The organism is Marinobacter sp. B-12, assembly GCF_056857915.1.
Window position 1 is genome coordinate 278,474 of the sequence record NZ_JBSXOB010000059.1, and the last position, 17,425, is coordinate 295,898.

A 17,425-nucleotide genomic window follows, 5' to 3' on the forward strand; every position below is an offset into this window, starting at 1 on the left:
GGGAACGTCAGATCTTCAACTTAAAGCCAAGGGCCCGGAAAGTATCCTGCATGGATTTACTCGTGCCCTTGAGCTGGATCTTCAGACTGGAAAACTCCCGGCGGACGGGATAATCCCGGCGCAACCGGTCAAAGGCCTGGGCCCGATCTTCCGGCGGCAACGCCATTGCCAATCGCATGCGGGCATCATCCTGACGCGGATCGTAGCAGGACCGTATGGCAATATTGGCTGAAGCCATTTCTTCTGCTGCACTGGTAAAGGACAGTTTGTTCAGCGCCGGCTCTGGCAGGAACTGGCCAGCCTTCTTGCGGGCCGGAAGCCCCATATAACGGCTCAGGGCCTGGTAGACCATCTCACTACCCTGCACCTTGCCTTCCAGGCTATAGCCTGCGATATGGGGAGTGGCAAGCCATGCTTTTTCAACCAGTTCAGCGTGAACCCGGGGCTCATGCTCAAAGACATCCAGTACCACTGTGGGCGCGTTTGGCGCCCCCAGGCGCGCCAGCAAGGCGGAGGTTTCGATAACTTCGCCCCGGCTGGTATTGATCAGCAACTGGTCTTCAGTCAGCGAAGACAGACGTTCCGGCCCGAACATATGGAACGTTGCATGCTCTCCCTCGCGGGTCAGTGGCGTGTGCAGTGTTACCACGTCGCACGCCATGGCCTCGTCAAGACCGACATACGCCTCGCCTTCGTCGCCTTCCCGTTCGGCCCTCGGCGGGTCACAAAGGCGTACATTGAAACCGAGCCTGTCCAGCTTGTGTGCAAGCTCTCCACCCACATTGCCGGCACCCACGATACCAACACTGAGTTTTGACCAATCCACAACGCCACGCTTTTCCGCGTGCAGGGAGATCACTGATAGCACGTACTCAACCACACTGTTGGCGTTGCAGCCGGGAGCCGCCGAAAACGCGATGCCGCTGGATTCAAGCCAATTCTGGTCGACATGGTCGGTACCGATGGTACAGGTGCCAACGAAGCGAACCCGGCTTCCTTCAAGCAATGCCTGATTGACCCGGGCGACTGAGCGAACGAGCAGGATATCCGCATTCTGAACATCCGCAGCTGACATCGTGCGCCCGGACACTGGTCGTATCTCGCCGATATCGCCAAAAAACGATTCCAGTAAGGGTATGTTCTCGTCCGCTACTATCCGCATGATCCTGCTTCCCGACCTGTTAGTTCCTGCGTTGACGCTGGTTGCCGCCACGCCCGCCCTGGCTGCGGTTGCCCTGGGGACGCCGGCCACCACGCTTGCGAGTGATGGGCGGTTTGGCGAGTTCGGTCATCAGCGCTTCATCCGGCACCGCCGTGGTCAGTTTCTGGCTGATGTAGGACTCGATGGCCGGCAGTGAAAAGGCATCGTCCTCACTGGCAAAGCTGACAGAGACACCGTGCTTTCCTGCCCGACCGGTACGCCCGATACGGTGAACGTAATCTTCGGCGTTGTCCGGGAGATTATAGTTGAATACGTGGGTTACGCCGTCGACGTGGATGCCACGACCGGCGACATCCGTGGCGACCAGTACCTGAATGCTGCCATTCTTGAACTGCTCCAGTGTCTTGAGTCGCTTGTTTTGGGCAATTTCACCAGACATCAGCGCGACCTTTACGCCCTGATTGCGAAGATCTTCATCCAGGTCACGGCACTGGTCACGACGGTTCGCAAAGACGATGGCTTTTTCCACCTCCGGGCGCTGAAGATAGTTGACCAGCACCGGCAGTTTTTCATCCTCGCCCACCAGATAGACGGTCTGCCTTACTCGCTCAGCGGTCTTCTGTTCCGGCTCGATCTCGACGAACTCCGCGCTTTTGGTCCACATCGAGGCAAGGTTGAGAACATCCTGATTAAAGGTGGCGCTGAACAGCAGGGTCTGACGCTCTTCCTTTGGCGTGCACTTGCGAATAATGCGCTTCACATCGGGAATAAAGCCCATGTCCAGCATCCGATCCGCTTCATCCAGGATAAGGATGTCGAGTTGGTCGAGAAAAACGTCCTGAGAGCCCAGGAAATCGATCAACCGGCCCGGGGTTGCCACCAGTATGTCAACAATCTCGTTCTGGAGCTGATCGCGCTGCTTATCGTAGTTCATACCGCCCACCACGGTGACCACATTATGGCCCGTGTACCCGCAAAGCTGCTCCGCGTCCTTGGCGATCTGCATGGCCAGTTCACGGGTTGGCGCCAGGGCCAGAACCCGGGGTTCCGAGGCGAACCGGTCCTCTTTCGGAATCGGCGTTTCCAGCATGCTCTGGATAGCAGTGATCAGGAATGCGGCGGTTTTGCCGGTGCCGGTCTGAGCCTGGCCGATCAGGTCCTGGCACGCCAGGGTGAACGGAAGAGTTTCTGCCTGAATGGGTGTGCAATGCTCAAAACCGATATCGGTGATGGCATCGAGCACTCGCTGGTCAAGGTTGAGATCCTTGAAAAAGGTTTTGCCGGCTTCGGGTGCGTCAGATGTCATGTTGCTTCAATCTACCTCAGTGTCTGTGGCGGAATCGTCGGGCATCAGGCGCCTGGTCTCTTTCTTCCAGACTTCGTTAAAGTCAGCCCCGGTTCCGTAAAATGTCTTGAGCGTCTCGAAAAACAGGCCCGCGCGGGCCGGCATGCCGTGCTCAAGGTAATAATCTGCCTGCGCCCGCACATTCCTGCGAAAGGCGCTCTCATCCCATGCCCCGCAACCGGAGAGATTGTCGACGCTGATGTGGAAGCGTGTGCCCGATGCGGCAGAGAACAGCCATTCCAGGGCCTGCGGCTTGATTTCAGCCTTTTCGAACGCTTGCTGCTGCGCCTCGTCACGGCCATCGGGACAGTACCAGTAGCCGAAGTCCCGAAGTGTGCGCCGATGCTCACCGGCGATACACCAATGACTGATTTCGTGCAGAGCACTGGCATAATAACCGTGAGCAAAGATAATCTGCGCGTAATTGCCAGACGCCGTTGCGGGCAGGTATTCAGGCTCATCGCTGCCCTTGACCAGAACGGTCCGGTAGTTCCCCCGGAACAGGTCACTGAACAGCATGATAAGATCATCAGGATCGTGTTTCATGGGACGGCTATTGTGCGACTTTAGACCGTTCAATACCAGAGGGAACTTTTGCCTGACAAATGAGTCCATTGCAACCTTGGGATGCAAGGTTTCAACAGACACTGAGACCGCGCAGATATTTCCGGAACCAGCTACGGTAATCCATTGATTATGACCGGCAACAATACAGCCTCACGCAGTAGTGCTCTCCATCGGGTGCTGAGCCGCTTTTTAGTGTTTCTGGCACTGTCCACCGTATCGCTGTTCGCGTTCGGGGCAGGCAATTCGCTGTTCGGCGGCAGCAACGATTTCCTGCCGGTGGACGAAGCCCTGCCGTTCAATTACACCGTTGATGCCGGCGCTATTGTGCTGTCCTGGGATGTCACTCCTGAACACTACCTCTATAAAGGTCGCATCCAGGTAAGCAGCAAGACAGACGGCGTCACCCTGGGTGAGCCTGATTTCTCCTACACCGGCACCGATACGGAGGATGAGTTCTTCGGCAAGGTCACAGTCTTCTACGATCCGGTCCAGGCACGCGTCCCGGTCAATCTTCCTGAAGGCGTCCGCGAGGCGGAGCTGCAGGTAACCTACCAGGGCTGTGCCAAGGCAGGCTTGTGCTACCCGCCGCAAACCCGTGACGCGTTATACTACGCCAGCGCCGGAAGCGACGATGCCTCTGTTCCTGCCGGCATGTCCGGCTCTTCGGGGTCATCAGGCAATGCCCAGTCGTCTTCGACAAATGCACCCACGGATACATCCACGGCGACCGGGCTCGCCGGCTTTTTGGCCAACCAGTCAGTCCTGTTCATCGCGGCCCTGTTTCTGCTGCTCGGGCTGGGGCTGACCTTTACACCCTGCGTCCTGCCCATGGTGCCGATCATTTCCTCACTGGTGTCTGGGCGCAACACCGGTACTACCGCCCATGCGCTGTTGCTGGCCAGCAGCTATGTCCTGGGCATGGCACTGACCTATGCCGCGGCGGGTGTGATTACCGGGTTACTGGGTGCCAGCTTCAACCTTCAGGCGCATCTGCAGTCGCCTTGGGTGCTGAGTGTTTTCGCGGCACTGTTCGTGGTATTTGCCCTCTCCATGTTCAACCTGTTTGAGATACAGCTACCCCGGTTTATCCGGGAGCCGCTTAACGATGCCAGCCATCGCCTGACCGGACGTCGGGTCGTCAGCATCTTCGGCATCGGTGCGCTGTCAGCACTGATCGTTTCACCCTGCGTGTCGGCACCGCTTGCCGGTAGCCTGCTATACATCAGTACCACCCAGGATGCCGTCATCGGAGGCGTGGCCCTGTTCGCCCTTGGGCTCGGCATGGGCATTCCCCTGATACTCGTGGCGGTGGGCGGCCGTAAACTGTTGCCCTCCACCGGTCCCTGGATGAACGTGGTCAAGGCATTCTACGGAGTCATGCTGCTGGCTGTTGCGATCTGGTTGGTGGAACGGCTGGTCCCAGCCTGGCTGGCGCTGACGCTCTGGGGGTTACTGATTGCCGTTACCGGCGTTCAACTCGGAGCCTTCGATGCAGCAAAGGCTGGCTGGGAGCGCACCCGCAAAGGTCTGGGCCTGGTGATGTTTGCCTACGGCATCGCGTTATTGGCCGGTGCCGTATCCGGCGCCAACGACCCGATGAAGCCGTTAGCGCCGTTCACCGCATCCAACCCGGCGGTTACTGGTGGCTCTGCGCCCCAGATGGCCCACGCCCAATTCCTTCGGTTGGAGTCGCCCGCCGATATTCGCAATCAACTGGCCCTGGCGAAGCAAGACGGCACCCCGGTAATGCTGGACTTCTACGCCGACTGGTGCATCTCCTGCAAGGTCATGGAGCGAAACGTCTTCAGCAATGGCTCTGTGATCCAGGCGCTTTCACCCTACACACTGTTGCAATTGGATATGACGGACAACACGCCGGCCCAGCAGGCACTGCTTGAAGAACTGGGACTGTTTGGTCCCCCTGCCATTCTGTTCTATGGCAACGATGGGGCTGAGCTGGAAACCGCCCGGATATTGGGCGAAATGGATCGCGAACAGTTCCTCGGCCATCTGAACGCACTGGACATGTCCGGCGGCTCCTGACGGCCTTCGGTCACTCCCCCCGGCGGATGAAGTAAACGAATTCCTGGTTGTCCTCGGCGCTGTAAACCAACTCGTGATTCAGGAACTGGCAGAATCTCGGTATGTCCCGGGTTGTTGACGGGTCCGTGGCAACCACCTTCAAGACGCCCCCTACACTGATATCCACGATTCTGTTGTGCAGCAGCATGACGGGTTCCGGGCAAAACAGCCCCCGGGCGTCCAGCTCTGCATCGTGCTCCGGTTGTTCCAATGTTATTCCTCCTGCGATTCCACCTGAAATTTAGAAAATACGTGCTAAATTATTGTTTATAGATGTCAAAAAACAAAACGAGGTAAACAATGATCCGGGTGCTGATTGAACGTCATATTGCTGAAACACTCGAATCCGCTTACGAGGACAGATCCCGTAAGGTCCTTCAGAACGCGGTAAGCGCCCCCGGCTTCGTTTCCGGTGAAACGCTGGTTGATACCCACGACTCCAACCATCGCCTCACCCTCTCCAACTGGCGCTCCGAAGCGGACTGGCAGCGCTGGCTCCTCTCCGAGGAGCGCCGGGAACTGATGGCGGAGTTGATCCCAATGATGGACCGGGACGAGATTATCACTGTGTGGCAGCATAGTAGCTAAAGCACGCCATTCACAGGCGCTCAGTCCCTGCGCTCTATGAAACAGGTGATCTCCTCACGATCGTGGTAAAGGTGACGGGCCCTCAGCAAGAAGTTCATTTCCGTCCGTGCAAGACCTTCTTCCAGGATGTCCTTGCACACCAACCATTCGTCGTACCGTTTTTTCATCGGTAGTTTCAGATTAAAAACGGTATAGCGGCAGAGCTTGGCGGACAGCCAATGCACGACCATCTCCGACGTTCGGCGTGGATGGTCGACGATATCGCACACCATCCAGTCCACACCTCGCCGGGGCCGCCATTGATAACCATCTGCCTCAACATGCTCTACGTGCCCGGAAGCCATCAACTCAGCATTCATAGGCCCGTTATCAACGGCGCTCACCATCATACCCTGCCTGACCAGTTGCCAGGTCCAGCCACCGGGGGCAGCACCCAGGTCCACAGCCTGCTTGCCACTTCCCAGGTAGTCCAGTTCCTGGCCCGGGGGCAGGAATACCTTCCACGCTTCTTCCAGTTTCAGCGCCGACCGGCTGGGGGCGGACGCGGGCAGTCGAAGCCTTGGAATGCCACCGACGTAGCGCGCACGATTGCGAGCCAGACTGAATCCGATAATGGCGCGCTCGAATCCCGTCAGTAACACTTCAAGCCGCGCTGGCGACTCAGCTTTCGAATCCTTTTCCAGTAACCCGGCGCCCCTTAGCGCTTTCGACAGCGGGGAGACCCACTTACGTGCGAAGTTGCCAAGGTCCGCATCCGCATTGTTTTCAGGAAGGCGGATTTCTACACGGGCACAGGCAGGAATCACCCCATCAACAGGTCGCAATGCGTCGATGACAGCGCCGACCCGGTCAGACATGGGCAAGGCTGTGTCCGCCAAAACCACAAACCAGTCCCTGACAAACACCAGTTGGTCGATGGATAGCCTTTTGAGCAGCGTTTCAACCTGTTCTGGCCCCGGACAGTGAAAGGTCAGAAATCCCTGGTTCACAGAGGGCTCGAAGTAGCCATAGACCCCGCCACCGGCTGCCGAGTCGGTCAACTCCCGCCCCGCTTCCGTCTCGAACCCGGGACGACAAATTGCAATCAGTTGTTCCATTAGGCACCTGGAAAGGGCTTCTCGTCAGAAACCCCTAAATTTGAATCTGTTTAACATATACACAGCCCGCAATTGTCTACACTAACGGGCTTTCCGCTGGCAGGAATACCTTAATGCCGCTGTACCTGCGCTTTCTGCTTCCACTGATCGGGCTACTACTGGTTACGGACCTGCCACTGGCAGCCCTTCCGGGAACCACACCTCATTGTCCGGCGCTGGACGCCAACGATCCGGTGCAACGGGAAGCGCTGATGAACCATGTCTGCTTCCTGAGTGCAACACCGAACACGCCCGCACATCGGGCCGAATCCCCCCGTGAACTGCCGGCGGATGTTCAATGGACATCCGCCAGGGGACACGACCTGGTATTCAGTCACACCGATTCGGTGTACTGGGTTCGCCTCAAAGTTCGGAACTCTGGCGATACCCGGAAGCTTTGGTATCTGAAGCTCAATTACCCACTGCTGGACGAGGTGACGTTCTGGCGCTCCGGTGAACTCGTTGAACCAGCCATGACCACGGGGGACCAGCAACCCTTTCTCTCGCGGGGCATAGATTACCGGTATTTCCTGCTCCCCGTCACGCTCGGCGCTGGCGAGACCCAAGCCATCACCTTGCGGATTCAGAGCAGCGGGGCACTGAATGTTCCACTGTCGCTGGAAACGCCGGAAACGACGATCGCGGAAAGCAACCACCTCACCCTCATACACGGCGTCTTCTATGGGGCGTTGCTGGTTTTCGCAATATTCAACCTGCTGCTCTTTTGCAGTTCCGGCACCAGCTACTACTTCTACAATGCCTTTTACATGGCATCACTGGGACTGTTCCTGTTTGCCATGGGCGGTTTCGCCAACCAGTATTTCTGGCCCGACAGTACCGGTTTCGCCAATACATCGATTCCCATACTGATGTCGATCAGTTCGCTGGCCATGACCCTGTTCGGGCGCTCATTCCTCGAAATCCCCACCAACACCATTGCGGACAAGGTGCTGACGGGGCTGGCTCTGACCAGCGCAGGCTTGTTCTTCATGGCGTTCTTGCTGCCCTACAACAAATCCATTGTATTGAATACCGGGATTGCACTGCTGATCATCGCCTGCCTGTTTATCATGGGCATCGTCCGCTGGCGCCAGGGATACTCTCCCGCCAAGTGGTACGTGATGGCATGGTCGGGCATGCTGGCAGGCGCCCTGATCTATTCAATGGCGGCCTTTGGTCACCTGGCCGATTTCCTGGCGCGGGAAATCTTTATGCAGACCGCCGTGGCAGCACAGGTCATTCTGCTCAATTACGCCATGGTACAGCGCTGGCGACTATTGAATAAGAAGCTTCTGGACGTAGAGCATAACGCCAGAACGGATCTCGAGTTAAAAGTGCATGAACGAACCGCGCAGCTTCGCAGCACCATGAGAGAGCTGGAGAAGGCAAACCGGCAGCTGGCAACCCTAAGCCTCAATGACGCTCTGACCGGGCTCCATAATCGCCGTCATATGGACAACCTGCTGCCGGAACTCTGTGCCGAAGCCCGACGTACTGGTCAACCCCTGACCATTGCTCTATTGGATGCCGACCACTTCAAGGCTGTCAACGACTCCTGGGGGCACGGGTTTGGTGATCGTTGCCTGCAACACATTGCCGACATTCTCAGGCGCCACGTCAAACGACCACGTGATATCGCGATCCGCTTTGGCGGAGAGGAGTTCGCCATCCTGTTACCCGGCACCGACGCGGATGGCGCTCTGGGTGTCTGTGAAGGGATTCTTGAGGATATCGCCACGATACGCGTGCCTGCGGACGATGGTACACCGGTTACGCTGACCATGAGCGCCGGTACCGCAACATTATCCCAGGGGGATGATGAGCGGGACCTGTTCAGGCGTGCCGATGAGGCACTCTATCGTGCCAAAGCATGCGGTCGAAACCGGACTGAGCAAGCGACACCCGAGGTCTCCTGACTCACTCCTGCCCGGTCATAAACCTTGCAGCTGTTGCCGCCGCCTGCTGAATCAGGTCTTCCCGGCTCTCACTCTGCCGCGCCAGGGGCCGATAATCGTGGTCTCCGCCTTCCAGCCAAACCAGGTTCACGTTGTCCAGCACGTCGAAGTCACGCGCCTCAACTTCTGCTTGTTTTCCAAAAGGGTCCCGTGTCCCCTGAATGATCTGTATTGGCCGGCACAGCGACTGGAAATGATCCGTCCGCCACCGGTCATTTTTGCCAGGAGGGTGAAAGGGATAGCCAAAACACACGGCACCACGAACCGCGTCATCAATACCAGGCTCCGCCGCCAGAATGCTGGCCATTCGCCCCCCCATGGACTTGCCACCGACAAAAACCCCGGCCTGACCATCGGCTCCGGCGCAAGTATCCGCAATTACCCTGCGGAAATGCCCAAGCAGGGTTGGCTGGCGGTCCGGTGGCCGCTTTTTGCCATCCTCCCGTCGCTTCTCCATATAGGGGAACTCAAACCTGACGGTCGTCACGCCCTGCGCCGACAGCGCTGCCGCCAGGAGCTCCATGAACGGCGAATCGGCGGGTGCGCCTGCGCCATGCGCAAGGACAAGCACCGGCGCGGTCACACTATCTTGCGCCCTGGTTTTGAATACAGTTACAGAATTCACCAAACCTCCGAATTATGACTATCATTAGTGTTCCGGGAAGCAACGCATCAACCGAACATCAAAAACCGCTTTTGGAGCATTCATGATTACCCTTGTAGATTCGCCATGTTACTGATTTAGACACAGTTGACAGAGTTTCAGAGTTGATCTACGTCATTGCAAACAGCTAATCGTTTCTCCATACTTGCGCCCGCATATTTTCCCCACTCTAAACCCATTGGTAAGGCTATGAGCACAGTAAATGCTAACCTGACATACAACTACAAGGTGGTAAGACAGTTTGCCATCATGACGTTGGTCTGGGGCATTGTTGGCATGGGCATGGGTGTGCTGATCGCATCCCAGCTTGTTTGGCCCTCGATGAACCTGGATTTCTCCTGGACTCACTTCGGTCGTTTACGGCCGCTCCACACAAACCTCGTCATCTTCGGGTTTGGTGGTTCGGCACTGTTTGCCACCTCCTATTACGTTGTTCAGCGTACCTGTCAGGCGCGACTGATCTCCGATGGACTCGCGGCGTTCACCTTCTGGGGCTGGCAAGCCGTGATGGTCGCGGCGATCATCACCCTGCCAATGGGCCTCACGTCTTCCAAGGAATACGCGGAACTCGAATGGCCAATTGATATCCTTATCGCCATTGTCTGGGTGTCCTACGCACTGGTTTTCTTTGGCACAATCATGCGGCGCGCCACTGCCCACATCTATGTGGCCAACTGGTTCTACGGCGGTTTTATCCTGACCGTGGCCATTCTGCACATCGGTAACAACCTGGCCTTACCAGCGGGTGCCTTCAAATCCTACTCCGCCTATGCAGGCGTGACAGACGCGATGATGCAGTGGTGGTGGGGCCATAACGCGGTCGGTTTCTTCCTGACCGCAGGCTTTCTGGGAATGATGTATTACTTTGTTCCCAAACAGGCCAACCGCCCGATCTATTCCTATCGTCTCTCCATCGTTCACTTCTGGGCGCTGATTGCGACCTACGTATGGGCGGGTGGCCACCACCTGCACTACTCGGCACTGCCGGACTGGGCCCAGACCGCGGGAATGGTGATGTCACTGATTCTGCTCGCACCTTCCTGGGGTGGCATGATCAACGGCATGATGACGCTGTCGGGTGCCTGGCACAAACTGCGTACCGACCCGATCCTCCGCTTCCTCGTGGTGTCTCTGTCATTCTATGGCATGTCCACGTTTGAAGGCCCGATGATGGCCATCAAGACGGTTAACGCGCTGTCACACAACACGGACTGGACCATTGGCCACGTACACTCCGGTGCCTTGGGCTGGGTTGCGATGATCAGTATCGGCGCCATCTACCACCTGATTCCCAAGCTGTGGGGCCTTCAGGCCATGTACAGCGTCAGCCTGATCAACGTCCACTTCTGGCTGGCCACCGTGGGCACCGTACTTTACATCGTTGCCATGTGGGTGAACGGCATCATGCAGGGGCTTATGTGGCGCGCCGTCAACGAAGACGGAACCCTGACATACAGCTTTGTCGAAGCCCTTGAAGCGTCCGAATCAGGCTATTTCGTGCGGTTCCTTGGCGGTGTGATTTTCCTGACCGGTATGCTGGTAATGGCATACAACGTTTACATGACCGTGCGTCAGAAAGAAGCCGTTGCTCAGGACAATACAGCAGCGCAAGCGGCGTAACGGGAGACAGAATCAATGAAACACGAAATTGTTGAAAAGAACCTGGGGCTGATGATCGTACTGATCATCTTCACCATCAGTGGTGGGTTCCTGGCAGAAGTGGTTCCACTGTTCTTCCTGGACGAGACCAACGAGCCGGTTGAAGGCCTTGAACCCCTGTCGGCACTGGAACTGGAAGGCCGGGACATCTACATCCGTGAAGGCTGTCACGTCTGCCACACTCAGCAAATCCGTCCGTTCCGCGCGGAAACCGAGCGCTACGGCCACTACTCCGTTGCGGGCGAGTTCGTCTACGACCGTCCGTTCCTGTGGGGCTCCAAGCGCACCGGTCCTGATCTGGCCCGTGTCGGTGGTCGCTACTCCGATGCCTGGCAGCGCCAGCACCTGTACGATCCCCGCAGCGTAGTGCCTGAATCCAACATGCCCGCTTTCCCGTGGCTGTTCGAAAATCGTATTGATCACACCAGCACCGAGTCCAAGCTGGAAACACTCCAGACTCTGGGCGTGCCCTATACCGACGAGCAGGTTGCCGGTGCGCCCGACGAAGTCAGGGGCAAATTCGAAATCGAAGCCCTGGTGGCGTACCTGCAGCAGCTTGGTACCGTGATTTCAGATAAACGGTGATCCCCATGGATATTAACGAGTTACGTGGCATTCACTCACTGGTCATTATGGCCATGTTCCTTGGCATCATCTGGTGGGCCTACAGCGCCCACCGGAAGAAGCCCAATGACGAGGCGGCCCATCTGCCCTTCGAGGATGACGACGTGGAAAAGCGTACTCTTGAACAGGAACAAACGGAGAAAAAGCAATGAGTACCTTCTGGAGCATCTGGATCAGCGTGATCGTGCTCGGTACCGTGTTTGGCTGTTGGTGGCTTCTGTATGCCACCCGCAAGGGCCAGACCACCGATACTGAAACCAACAAAACCGTTGGTCATTCGTTCGATGGCATTGAGGAATACGACAACCCGCTGCCCAAGTGGTGGTACTATCTCTTTATCGCGACCTGTGTTTTCGCACTGGGCTATCTCGCCCTGTACCCGGGCCTGGGTAACTACAAGGGTCTGTTGGGGTGGACTGCGGAGAACCAGTGGCAGGCCGAAATGCAGCAGGCCGATGCCCGTTACGGCGAGCTCTACGCCAAGTTCGGTGACACACCGGTGGCCGAACTGGCTGAGAACGACGATGCCATGAAGATGGGCCAGCGGCTGTTCGCCAATAACTGTGCCGTCTGCCATGGCTCCGCCGGGCGTGGTTCCCTCGGGTTTCCCAACCTGACGGATGACGACTGGCTGTATGGCGGCGACCCGGACACCATCCTGACCACTCTGCACCAGGGTCGTAACGGCAACATGCCCGCCAAGGGCACCATGCCGGGTATGACCTCTGAGCAGGTTGACCAGGTTGTTAACTACGTGCTCAGTTTCAGCGACCGGGCAAAGGACGAGGAAGCCGCTGCCAAGGGTGAGCAGGTATTCGCACAGGCCTGTGTGGCCTGTCACGGTCAGGACGGCAAGGGCAACCAGGCCATGGGCGCTCCGAACCTCACCGACAATACCTGGCTGTACGGCTCCACCTACGAGTGGATCAAGGAAACCGTGGTGAACGGTCGTGCGAACCAGATGCCCGCACAGGGCGACCGGCTCTCCGACGACCAGATCCAGATTCTGGCTGCGTACGTCTACAGCCTGTCCAACTGAGTAATCGGCCGGGATTCTGTCCCGGCCAGGTCTTCTCAAGCCTTGGCCTGCAGCTGCTGGCCAAGGCTTGAGAAGATCGCCTGCCCACAGTCAGCTGTGAATGAGGGCGCCACATCATCGGGAGGTAACGATGAGCAGTGAGATTCCGGTCAAACAGATTGACCCATCCTCTGACACCTCCGACAACAATAAAAACACCGGAACTGTCGAGCTATACGCCAGCCGCAAAAAGATCTACGTCAAAGGGGTCAAGAATGGCTTCTTTCAGCGTATCCGGAATATCAGCCTGACAGCCCTTATGGGCATGTACTTCCTGTTTGTCTGGTTTACCGTGGATGGTCAGCCCCTGATTCTTTTCGATCTCCCGGCCCGGGAATTCCACCTCTACGGAACCACATTCTATCCCCAGGATTTCATCCTGCTGTCGGGTATGCTGATCATCGCTGCTTTCGGCCTGTTCTTTGTCACCACGCTGTTTGGTCGGGTGTGGTGTGGCTACACATGCCCTCAAACCGTTTGGACGTTTATATTCATGTGGGTGGAGGAGCGTATAGAGGGCAGCCGCAATAAGCGGATGAAACTGGACAAGGCGCCCCGTTCCGCCGAGAAAATTGTCAAGAAATCCGTAAAGCATTCCGCGTGGCTACTGATTGCACTGGCCACCGGCCTGACCTTCGTGGGTTACTTCTACCCCATCCGTGAACTCATCAGTGACCTGTTCACCCTGCAGGCCAACGGTTGGGCCTATTTCTGGGTGGCTTTCTTTACGGCTGCCACCTATCTGAACGCGGGTTGGCTACGTGAGCAGGTATGCCTCTACATGTGCCCCTACGCCCGCTTCCAGTCCGTCATGTTCGACCCCGACACCCGTGTGGTGTCCTATGACCCCAACCGGGGAGAACCCCGCGGCGGACGCAAGAAAGGCACTGAACCTTCGGAACTGGGTCTCGGTGACTGCATCGACTGCGGGCAGTGCGTTCAGGTATGCCCTACCGGCATCGACATTCGCGATGGGCTGCAGTACGAGTGCATTGGCTGCGCGCTGTGCATTGATGCCTGTGACGAGATCATGGACAAGATGGAATATCCGCGCGGCCTGATTCGCTATACCACTGAAAACGAACTGGAAGGCAAGACCTCGAAGCTGATGAGGCCACGCACCTTTGGTTACGGGTTGGTACTGTTGCTAATGATTGGCGCGATTGTATTCACAATTGCCACCCGGGTTCCGGCGCAACTCGATGTCCTGAGGGATCGAGGCGCCCTCTTCAGCTTTAACGGTGAAGGCCGGGTAGAGAACACCTACACGCTGAAGGTCGACAACATGTCGGAGGTGCCGCAAACCTTTACGATTTCGGTTTCAGGCCTGGAAGGCATCCGGCTGCTGACCGAGAACACCCTGACCGTGGCGAGCAGTGAAAACCGGGCACTGCCGACGGTGGTGGATGTCGCACCCGAGAACATCTCGGAAAGCAACAATGCCATTGTCTTCACGCTTGAATCACAATCCGATGAATCGCTCGTTCTTGAAACCGAAAGCCGGTTTGTCGGCCCAAATCGCTGATTCCCTGACACCAATCAGGGAAACCAGCCTTGAGAGACAGCACTATGAATGAAAACGCACCCATCATTCCCTGGTACCGGCAACCCTGGCTGTGGTTTCTGCTGATATTCCCCGGCGCCGCTATCATCTGGTGCTCCATTGCCATCACAGTCGCGATAAATACCGACAACTCCATGGTAACCGATGACTATTCCAAGGAAGGTCGCGGGATCAACATGGCGATCGCTCGCGACCAGAAAGCCGAGGACCTGGGCCTGACGGCAGATATGACATTTGGCGAACGGGAAATCACTCTCTCCATGGATACTGCCACCGGTCCTGCAAACTACCCTTACCTGATACTGAGCCTGTATCACCCGACCATGTCGGAGTACGACCGCACCATACAGTTCCGGTCGATCGGAGAGGGGCTGTACAGCGCCACGCTGAATCAGCCGATTGAAGGCCGCTGGTATTTTGACCTGCGTGGCCCCGACAACCAATGGCGACTGAAGGGTGAGTCCAGCCTGCCATCGCAACGCTCCCTGAGCCTCAGTGCGGTCACAGAAGACCGCGGGTGACCCCCTTGGATTGTTATCATTGTGGTGAACCGGCACTCGGAGCACCAGCCATCACCCTGGAACTCGAAGGGGCGTTGCGACACTTCTGCTGTCTTGGTTGCAAGGCGGTCTGTGAGACCATTCGTGCCGAAGGGTTAACCGGGTTCTACCAGTTCCGTACCGAGCCGGCGGTCACTCCGAAGGCACTCAGCGATTCCGAGCGGAACCGGATCCTTGAAGTGGATCACCCCCTGGTTCAGAAGTCGTTTGTCTCTCCCGTTACCGCAGGCCAGGAAGCCACATTGCTGGTAAGCGGCATCACCTGTGCTGCTTGCATATGGTTGCTGGAGAACCACATGGCCAGGCAACCGGGCGTGGTGTCATTTTCCGTCAATCACAGCACCCAACGCGCGCGGCTGGTCTGGAACCCGGAGCACTCCAGACTCAGCCAGTTACTGATTGCCGTCCATGAATTGGGCTATCGTGCCCGCCCCTATCAGGCCGATGAGGCCGAAAAGGCTCTAAAAGCCGAACATCGCTCCGCGTTGATCCGCCTTGCCGTCGCGGGCATAGGCTCGTTCCAGAGCATGATGCTGGCCTTTCCGCTGTATTTCGAGCTGGTGAATGACCTGTCGCCAGAGTTTGTCAGTTTTTTCCGCTGGTTCAGCCTTCTGGTCGCCACCCCCGTTGTGTTCTATAGCGCTCGCCCTTTCTTCGCTAACGCGTTCAGGGATATTCGCAGCCGCCACCTGACCATGGACGTGCCGGTGGCCACGGCAATTGGCCTGGCCTATATTGCCAGCGCCTGGGTGACGGTGTTTGGCGGCGAGGAAGTCTATTTCGAGTCTGTCTGCATGTTCACCTTTTTCCTGCAGCTTGGCCGCTACATCGAAATGCAGGCCCGTTACCGCGCCGGGCTGACAGGTAACGCACTGGCCGGTTTCCAGCCCATGGTCGCCAATCGCATTCAGGGGAACGGCAGTGACATTGTGGCCACCCATGACCTGGCTGCCGGCGACATTATTCGCATCCGGCCCGGCGAGACATTGCCCGCAGACGGCGTCATCGTCAGCGGCAACTCCACCCTTAACGAAGCGGCGTTAACCGGTGAATATCTGCCAGAAACCCGCAGTGAGGGTGACCCCGTCCATGCTGGCAGCATCAACGGCGAGAACCCGTTGGACATTGAGGTCCGCCGTGCCGGCACACAGACCAGACTGTCCGGCATTTTGCGGGTGCTGGATCGGGTGCAGGCTGAGAAGCCGCCCGTTGCGCTCGCGGCCGATCGAATTGCCGGCGTGTTTGTCAGCCGTGTGCTGATCCTGGCCCCAATCATCTGGATTGGCTGGTGGCTGGCCGGCGCCGATAATGCCTTCGACATTACGCTCTCGGTATTGGTGGTGACTTGCCCCTGCGCCCTGTCACTCGCCACTCCAACCGCGATAACGTCGGCGACCATGAGGCTCCGCAAGCTGGGCTTCCTTCCGACACGCGGACACACTCTCGAATCCCTGAACACCATCGACACGGTGATTTTCGATAAAACCGGTACCCTGACCCGAGGTGAGCTCAGCCTGTTGGATACCCGAACCTTCGGTAACCTTGATGCGGATCGGTGCCGGCAACTGGCAGCCGGCCTGGAGAAACACTCGGAACATCCTATCGCCAGGGTATTCCACCAGATATCCGGTGACACCGCCAGGCAGGTAAAAAACCACTTGGGCGGTGGTCTCTCGGGACAGGTAGACGGGGCTCCCCTCTATATTGGTCACCGGGACTTTGTGGAAGAGAAGGTGGGAAGCCCGGCGCCGGAAGCCGACACCTCCCATGGCATCGAGATATGGCTGGCCACGCGCCACGAATGGCTGGCCCGGTTCACACTGGACGACGAACCCAGGCTGGATGCAAAAGAGGCCGTCCAGGCCCTGCAAAATGCAGGACTGCGCACCATCCTGCTCAGCGGTGACCGCTCAGGACACGTTGAGCAGATAGCGGGCAGACTCGGCATTGACGAAGCCATCGGCCAGGCCTCACCGGAAGAGAAACTCCGCGTACTGGAGAACCTCCGCGACCAGGGCCACCACATCATGATGGTGGGTGATGGCCTCAACGACTTGCCCTCCATGGCCGGTGCCGGTGTGTCCGTGGCCATGGGAAGCGCTGCCGACCTGACCCAGCTCAAGGCCGATGCAGTGCTGTTGAGCGGGCAGTTAACGCAGCTGTCCGAAGCCCTGAAAGCCGGCCAGGACACACGCCGCGTCATCCGCCAGAACATGGCCTGGGCACTGGCCTACAACGTCTGCGCCCTGCCCCTGGCAGCAGCAGGCCTGGTGCCACCCTGGCTGGCGGCTATTGGCATGTCCCTTAGCTCACTGGTGGTGGTACTCAATGCCATGCGGCTTGGTAGGCAGCGAGGCAACCCGGCACCCCCAACCCCGGCGGTTGGCGCCGAAGCAACGTCCTGATACCGTGAACACTGAATCACCCAATACGTCTGAGGT

Annotated in this window: 16 protein-coding genes; 10 read left to right on the plus strand and 6 right to left on the minus strand. The window is 57.7% G+C overall.

The window, feature by feature from the left end:
* Positions 1–7: 7 nt before the first annotated feature.
* The 3 genes from pdxB to AC13D2_RS14805 are packed head-to-tail and all read right to left on the minus strand — an operon-like array spanning position 8 to position 3,053.
* A complete protein-coding gene (gene pdxB, locus AC13D2_RS14795) occupies positions 8–1,162 on the minus strand; it encodes a 4-phosphoerythronate dehydrogenase PdxB (RefSeq protein WP_292049307.1) in 1,155 nt (384 codons plus the stop codon).
* Between the two features lie 19 nt (positions 1,163–1,181).
* Positions 1,182–2,468, minus strand: a complete 1,287-nt coding sequence (locus AC13D2_RS14800) for a DEAD/DEAH box helicase (protein WP_420388987.1) — start codon at positions 2,466–2,468, stop codon at positions 1,182–1,184.
* Positions 2,469–2,474: 6 nt separating this feature from the next.
* On the minus strand, positions 2,475–3,053 hold the full coding sequence (locus AC13D2_RS14805; RefSeq protein ID WP_292049309.1) for an elongation factor P hydroxylase: 579 nt from the start codon (positions 3,051–3,053) through the stop codon (positions 2,475–2,477).
* A gap of 150 nt (positions 3,054–3,203) precedes the next feature.
* Here AC13D2_RS14805 and dsbD point away from each other — a divergent pair, with 150 nt between their 5' ends.
* Complete coding sequence (gene dsbD, locus AC13D2_RS14810) at positions 3,204–5,117, plus strand: protein-disulfide reductase DsbD (RefSeq protein WP_292049310.1); 1,914 nt, start codon at positions 3,204–3,206, stop codon at positions 5,115–5,117.
* Positions 5,118–5,127: 10 nt separating this feature from the next.
* Here the strand turns inward: dsbD and tusA are convergent, their stop codons facing one another.
* Entirely contained in the window at positions 5,128–5,367 is a 240-nt protein-coding gene (gene tusA, locus AC13D2_RS14815; protein ID WP_292049312.1) for a sulfurtransferase TusA, read from the minus strand.
* 89 nt (positions 5,368–5,456) lie between these two features.
* On the opposite strand from tusA, the gene AC13D2_RS14820 reads away from it, so the two are divergent.
* Positions 5,457–5,744 (plus strand): antibiotic biosynthesis monooxygenase family protein, encoded by a 288-nt coding sequence (locus AC13D2_RS14820; RefSeq protein ID WP_292049314.1) that lies wholly within the window; start codon positions 5,457–5,459, stop codon positions 5,742–5,744.
* 20 nt (positions 5,745–5,764) lie between these two features.
* On the opposite strand, the gene rlmM is transcribed toward AC13D2_RS14820, so the two are convergent.
* Entirely contained in the window at positions 5,765–6,841 is a 1,077-nt protein-coding gene (rlmM, locus tag AC13D2_RS14825; protein ID WP_292049315.1) for a 23S rRNA (cytidine(2498)-2'-O)-methyltransferase RlmM, read from the minus strand.
* A 113-nt stretch (positions 6,842–6,954) separates the two neighbouring features.
* On the opposite strand from rlmM, the gene AC13D2_RS14830 reads away from it, so the two are divergent.
* Complete coding sequence (locus AC13D2_RS14830; protein ID WP_300495786.1) at positions 6,955–8,796, plus strand: sensor domain-containing diguanylate cyclase; 1,842 nt, start codon at positions 6,955–6,957, stop codon at positions 8,794–8,796.
* 1 nt (position 8,797) lies between these two features.
* Here the strand turns inward: AC13D2_RS14830 and AC13D2_RS14835 are convergent, their stop codons facing one another.
* The gene (locus AC13D2_RS14835) at positions 8,798–9,460 is read right to left on the minus strand and encodes an alpha/beta family hydrolase (RefSeq protein ID WP_367191012.1); all 663 of its coding nucleotides are present in this window, start codon (positions 9,458–9,460) and stop codon (positions 8,798–8,800) included.
* Positions 9,461–9,688: 228 nt separating this feature from the next.
* Between AC13D2_RS14835 and ccoN the strand changes: the two genes are divergently transcribed.
* From ccoN to AC13D2_RS14870, 7 genes are all read left to right on the plus strand, one after another.
* A complete protein-coding gene (gene ccoN, locus AC13D2_RS14840) occupies positions 9,689–11,119 on the plus strand; it encodes a cytochrome-c oxidase, cbb3-type subunit I (RefSeq protein ID WP_007153696.1) in 1,431 nt (476 codons plus the stop codon).
* Positions 11,120–11,134: 15 nt separating this feature from the next.
* On the plus strand, positions 11,135–11,743 hold the full coding sequence (ccoO, locus tag AC13D2_RS14845) for a cytochrome-c oxidase, cbb3-type subunit II (protein WP_286749603.1): 609 nt from the start codon (positions 11,135–11,137) through the stop codon (positions 11,741–11,743).
* Positions 11,744–11,748: 5 nt separating this feature from the next.
* The gene (locus AC13D2_RS14850) at positions 11,749–11,934 is read left to right on the plus strand and encodes a CcoQ/FixQ family Cbb3-type cytochrome c oxidase assembly chaperone (RefSeq protein WP_036205261.1); all 186 of its coding nucleotides are present in this window, start codon (positions 11,749–11,751) and stop codon (positions 11,932–11,934) included.
* Entirely contained in the window at positions 11,931–12,821 is an 891-nt protein-coding gene (ccoP, locus tag AC13D2_RS14855; RefSeq protein ID WP_041334233.1) for a cytochrome-c oxidase, cbb3-type subunit III, read from the plus strand. Before AC13D2_RS14850 ends, ccoP begins: the two co-directional genes overlap by 4 nt.
* Before the next feature lie 130 nt (positions 12,822–12,951).
* Positions 12,952–14,385, plus strand: coding sequence for a cytochrome c oxidase accessory protein CcoG (ccoG, locus tag AC13D2_RS14860; RefSeq protein WP_286749604.1), 1,434 nt, complete (start codon positions 12,952–12,954; stop codon positions 14,383–14,385).
* A 44-nt stretch (positions 14,386–14,429) separates the two neighbouring features.
* Positions 14,430–14,945 (plus strand): FixH family protein, encoded by a 516-nt coding sequence (locus AC13D2_RS14865; protein ID WP_482938849.1) that lies wholly within the window; start codon positions 14,430–14,432, stop codon positions 14,943–14,945.
* Positions 14,942–17,389, plus strand: a complete 2,448-nt coding sequence (locus AC13D2_RS14870) for a heavy metal translocating P-type ATPase (RefSeq protein WP_482938850.1) — start codon at positions 14,942–14,944, stop codon at positions 17,387–17,389. The genes AC13D2_RS14865 and AC13D2_RS14870 overlap by 4 nt, the downstream gene beginning before the upstream one ends.
* Positions 17,390–17,425 lie beyond the last annotated feature (36 nt).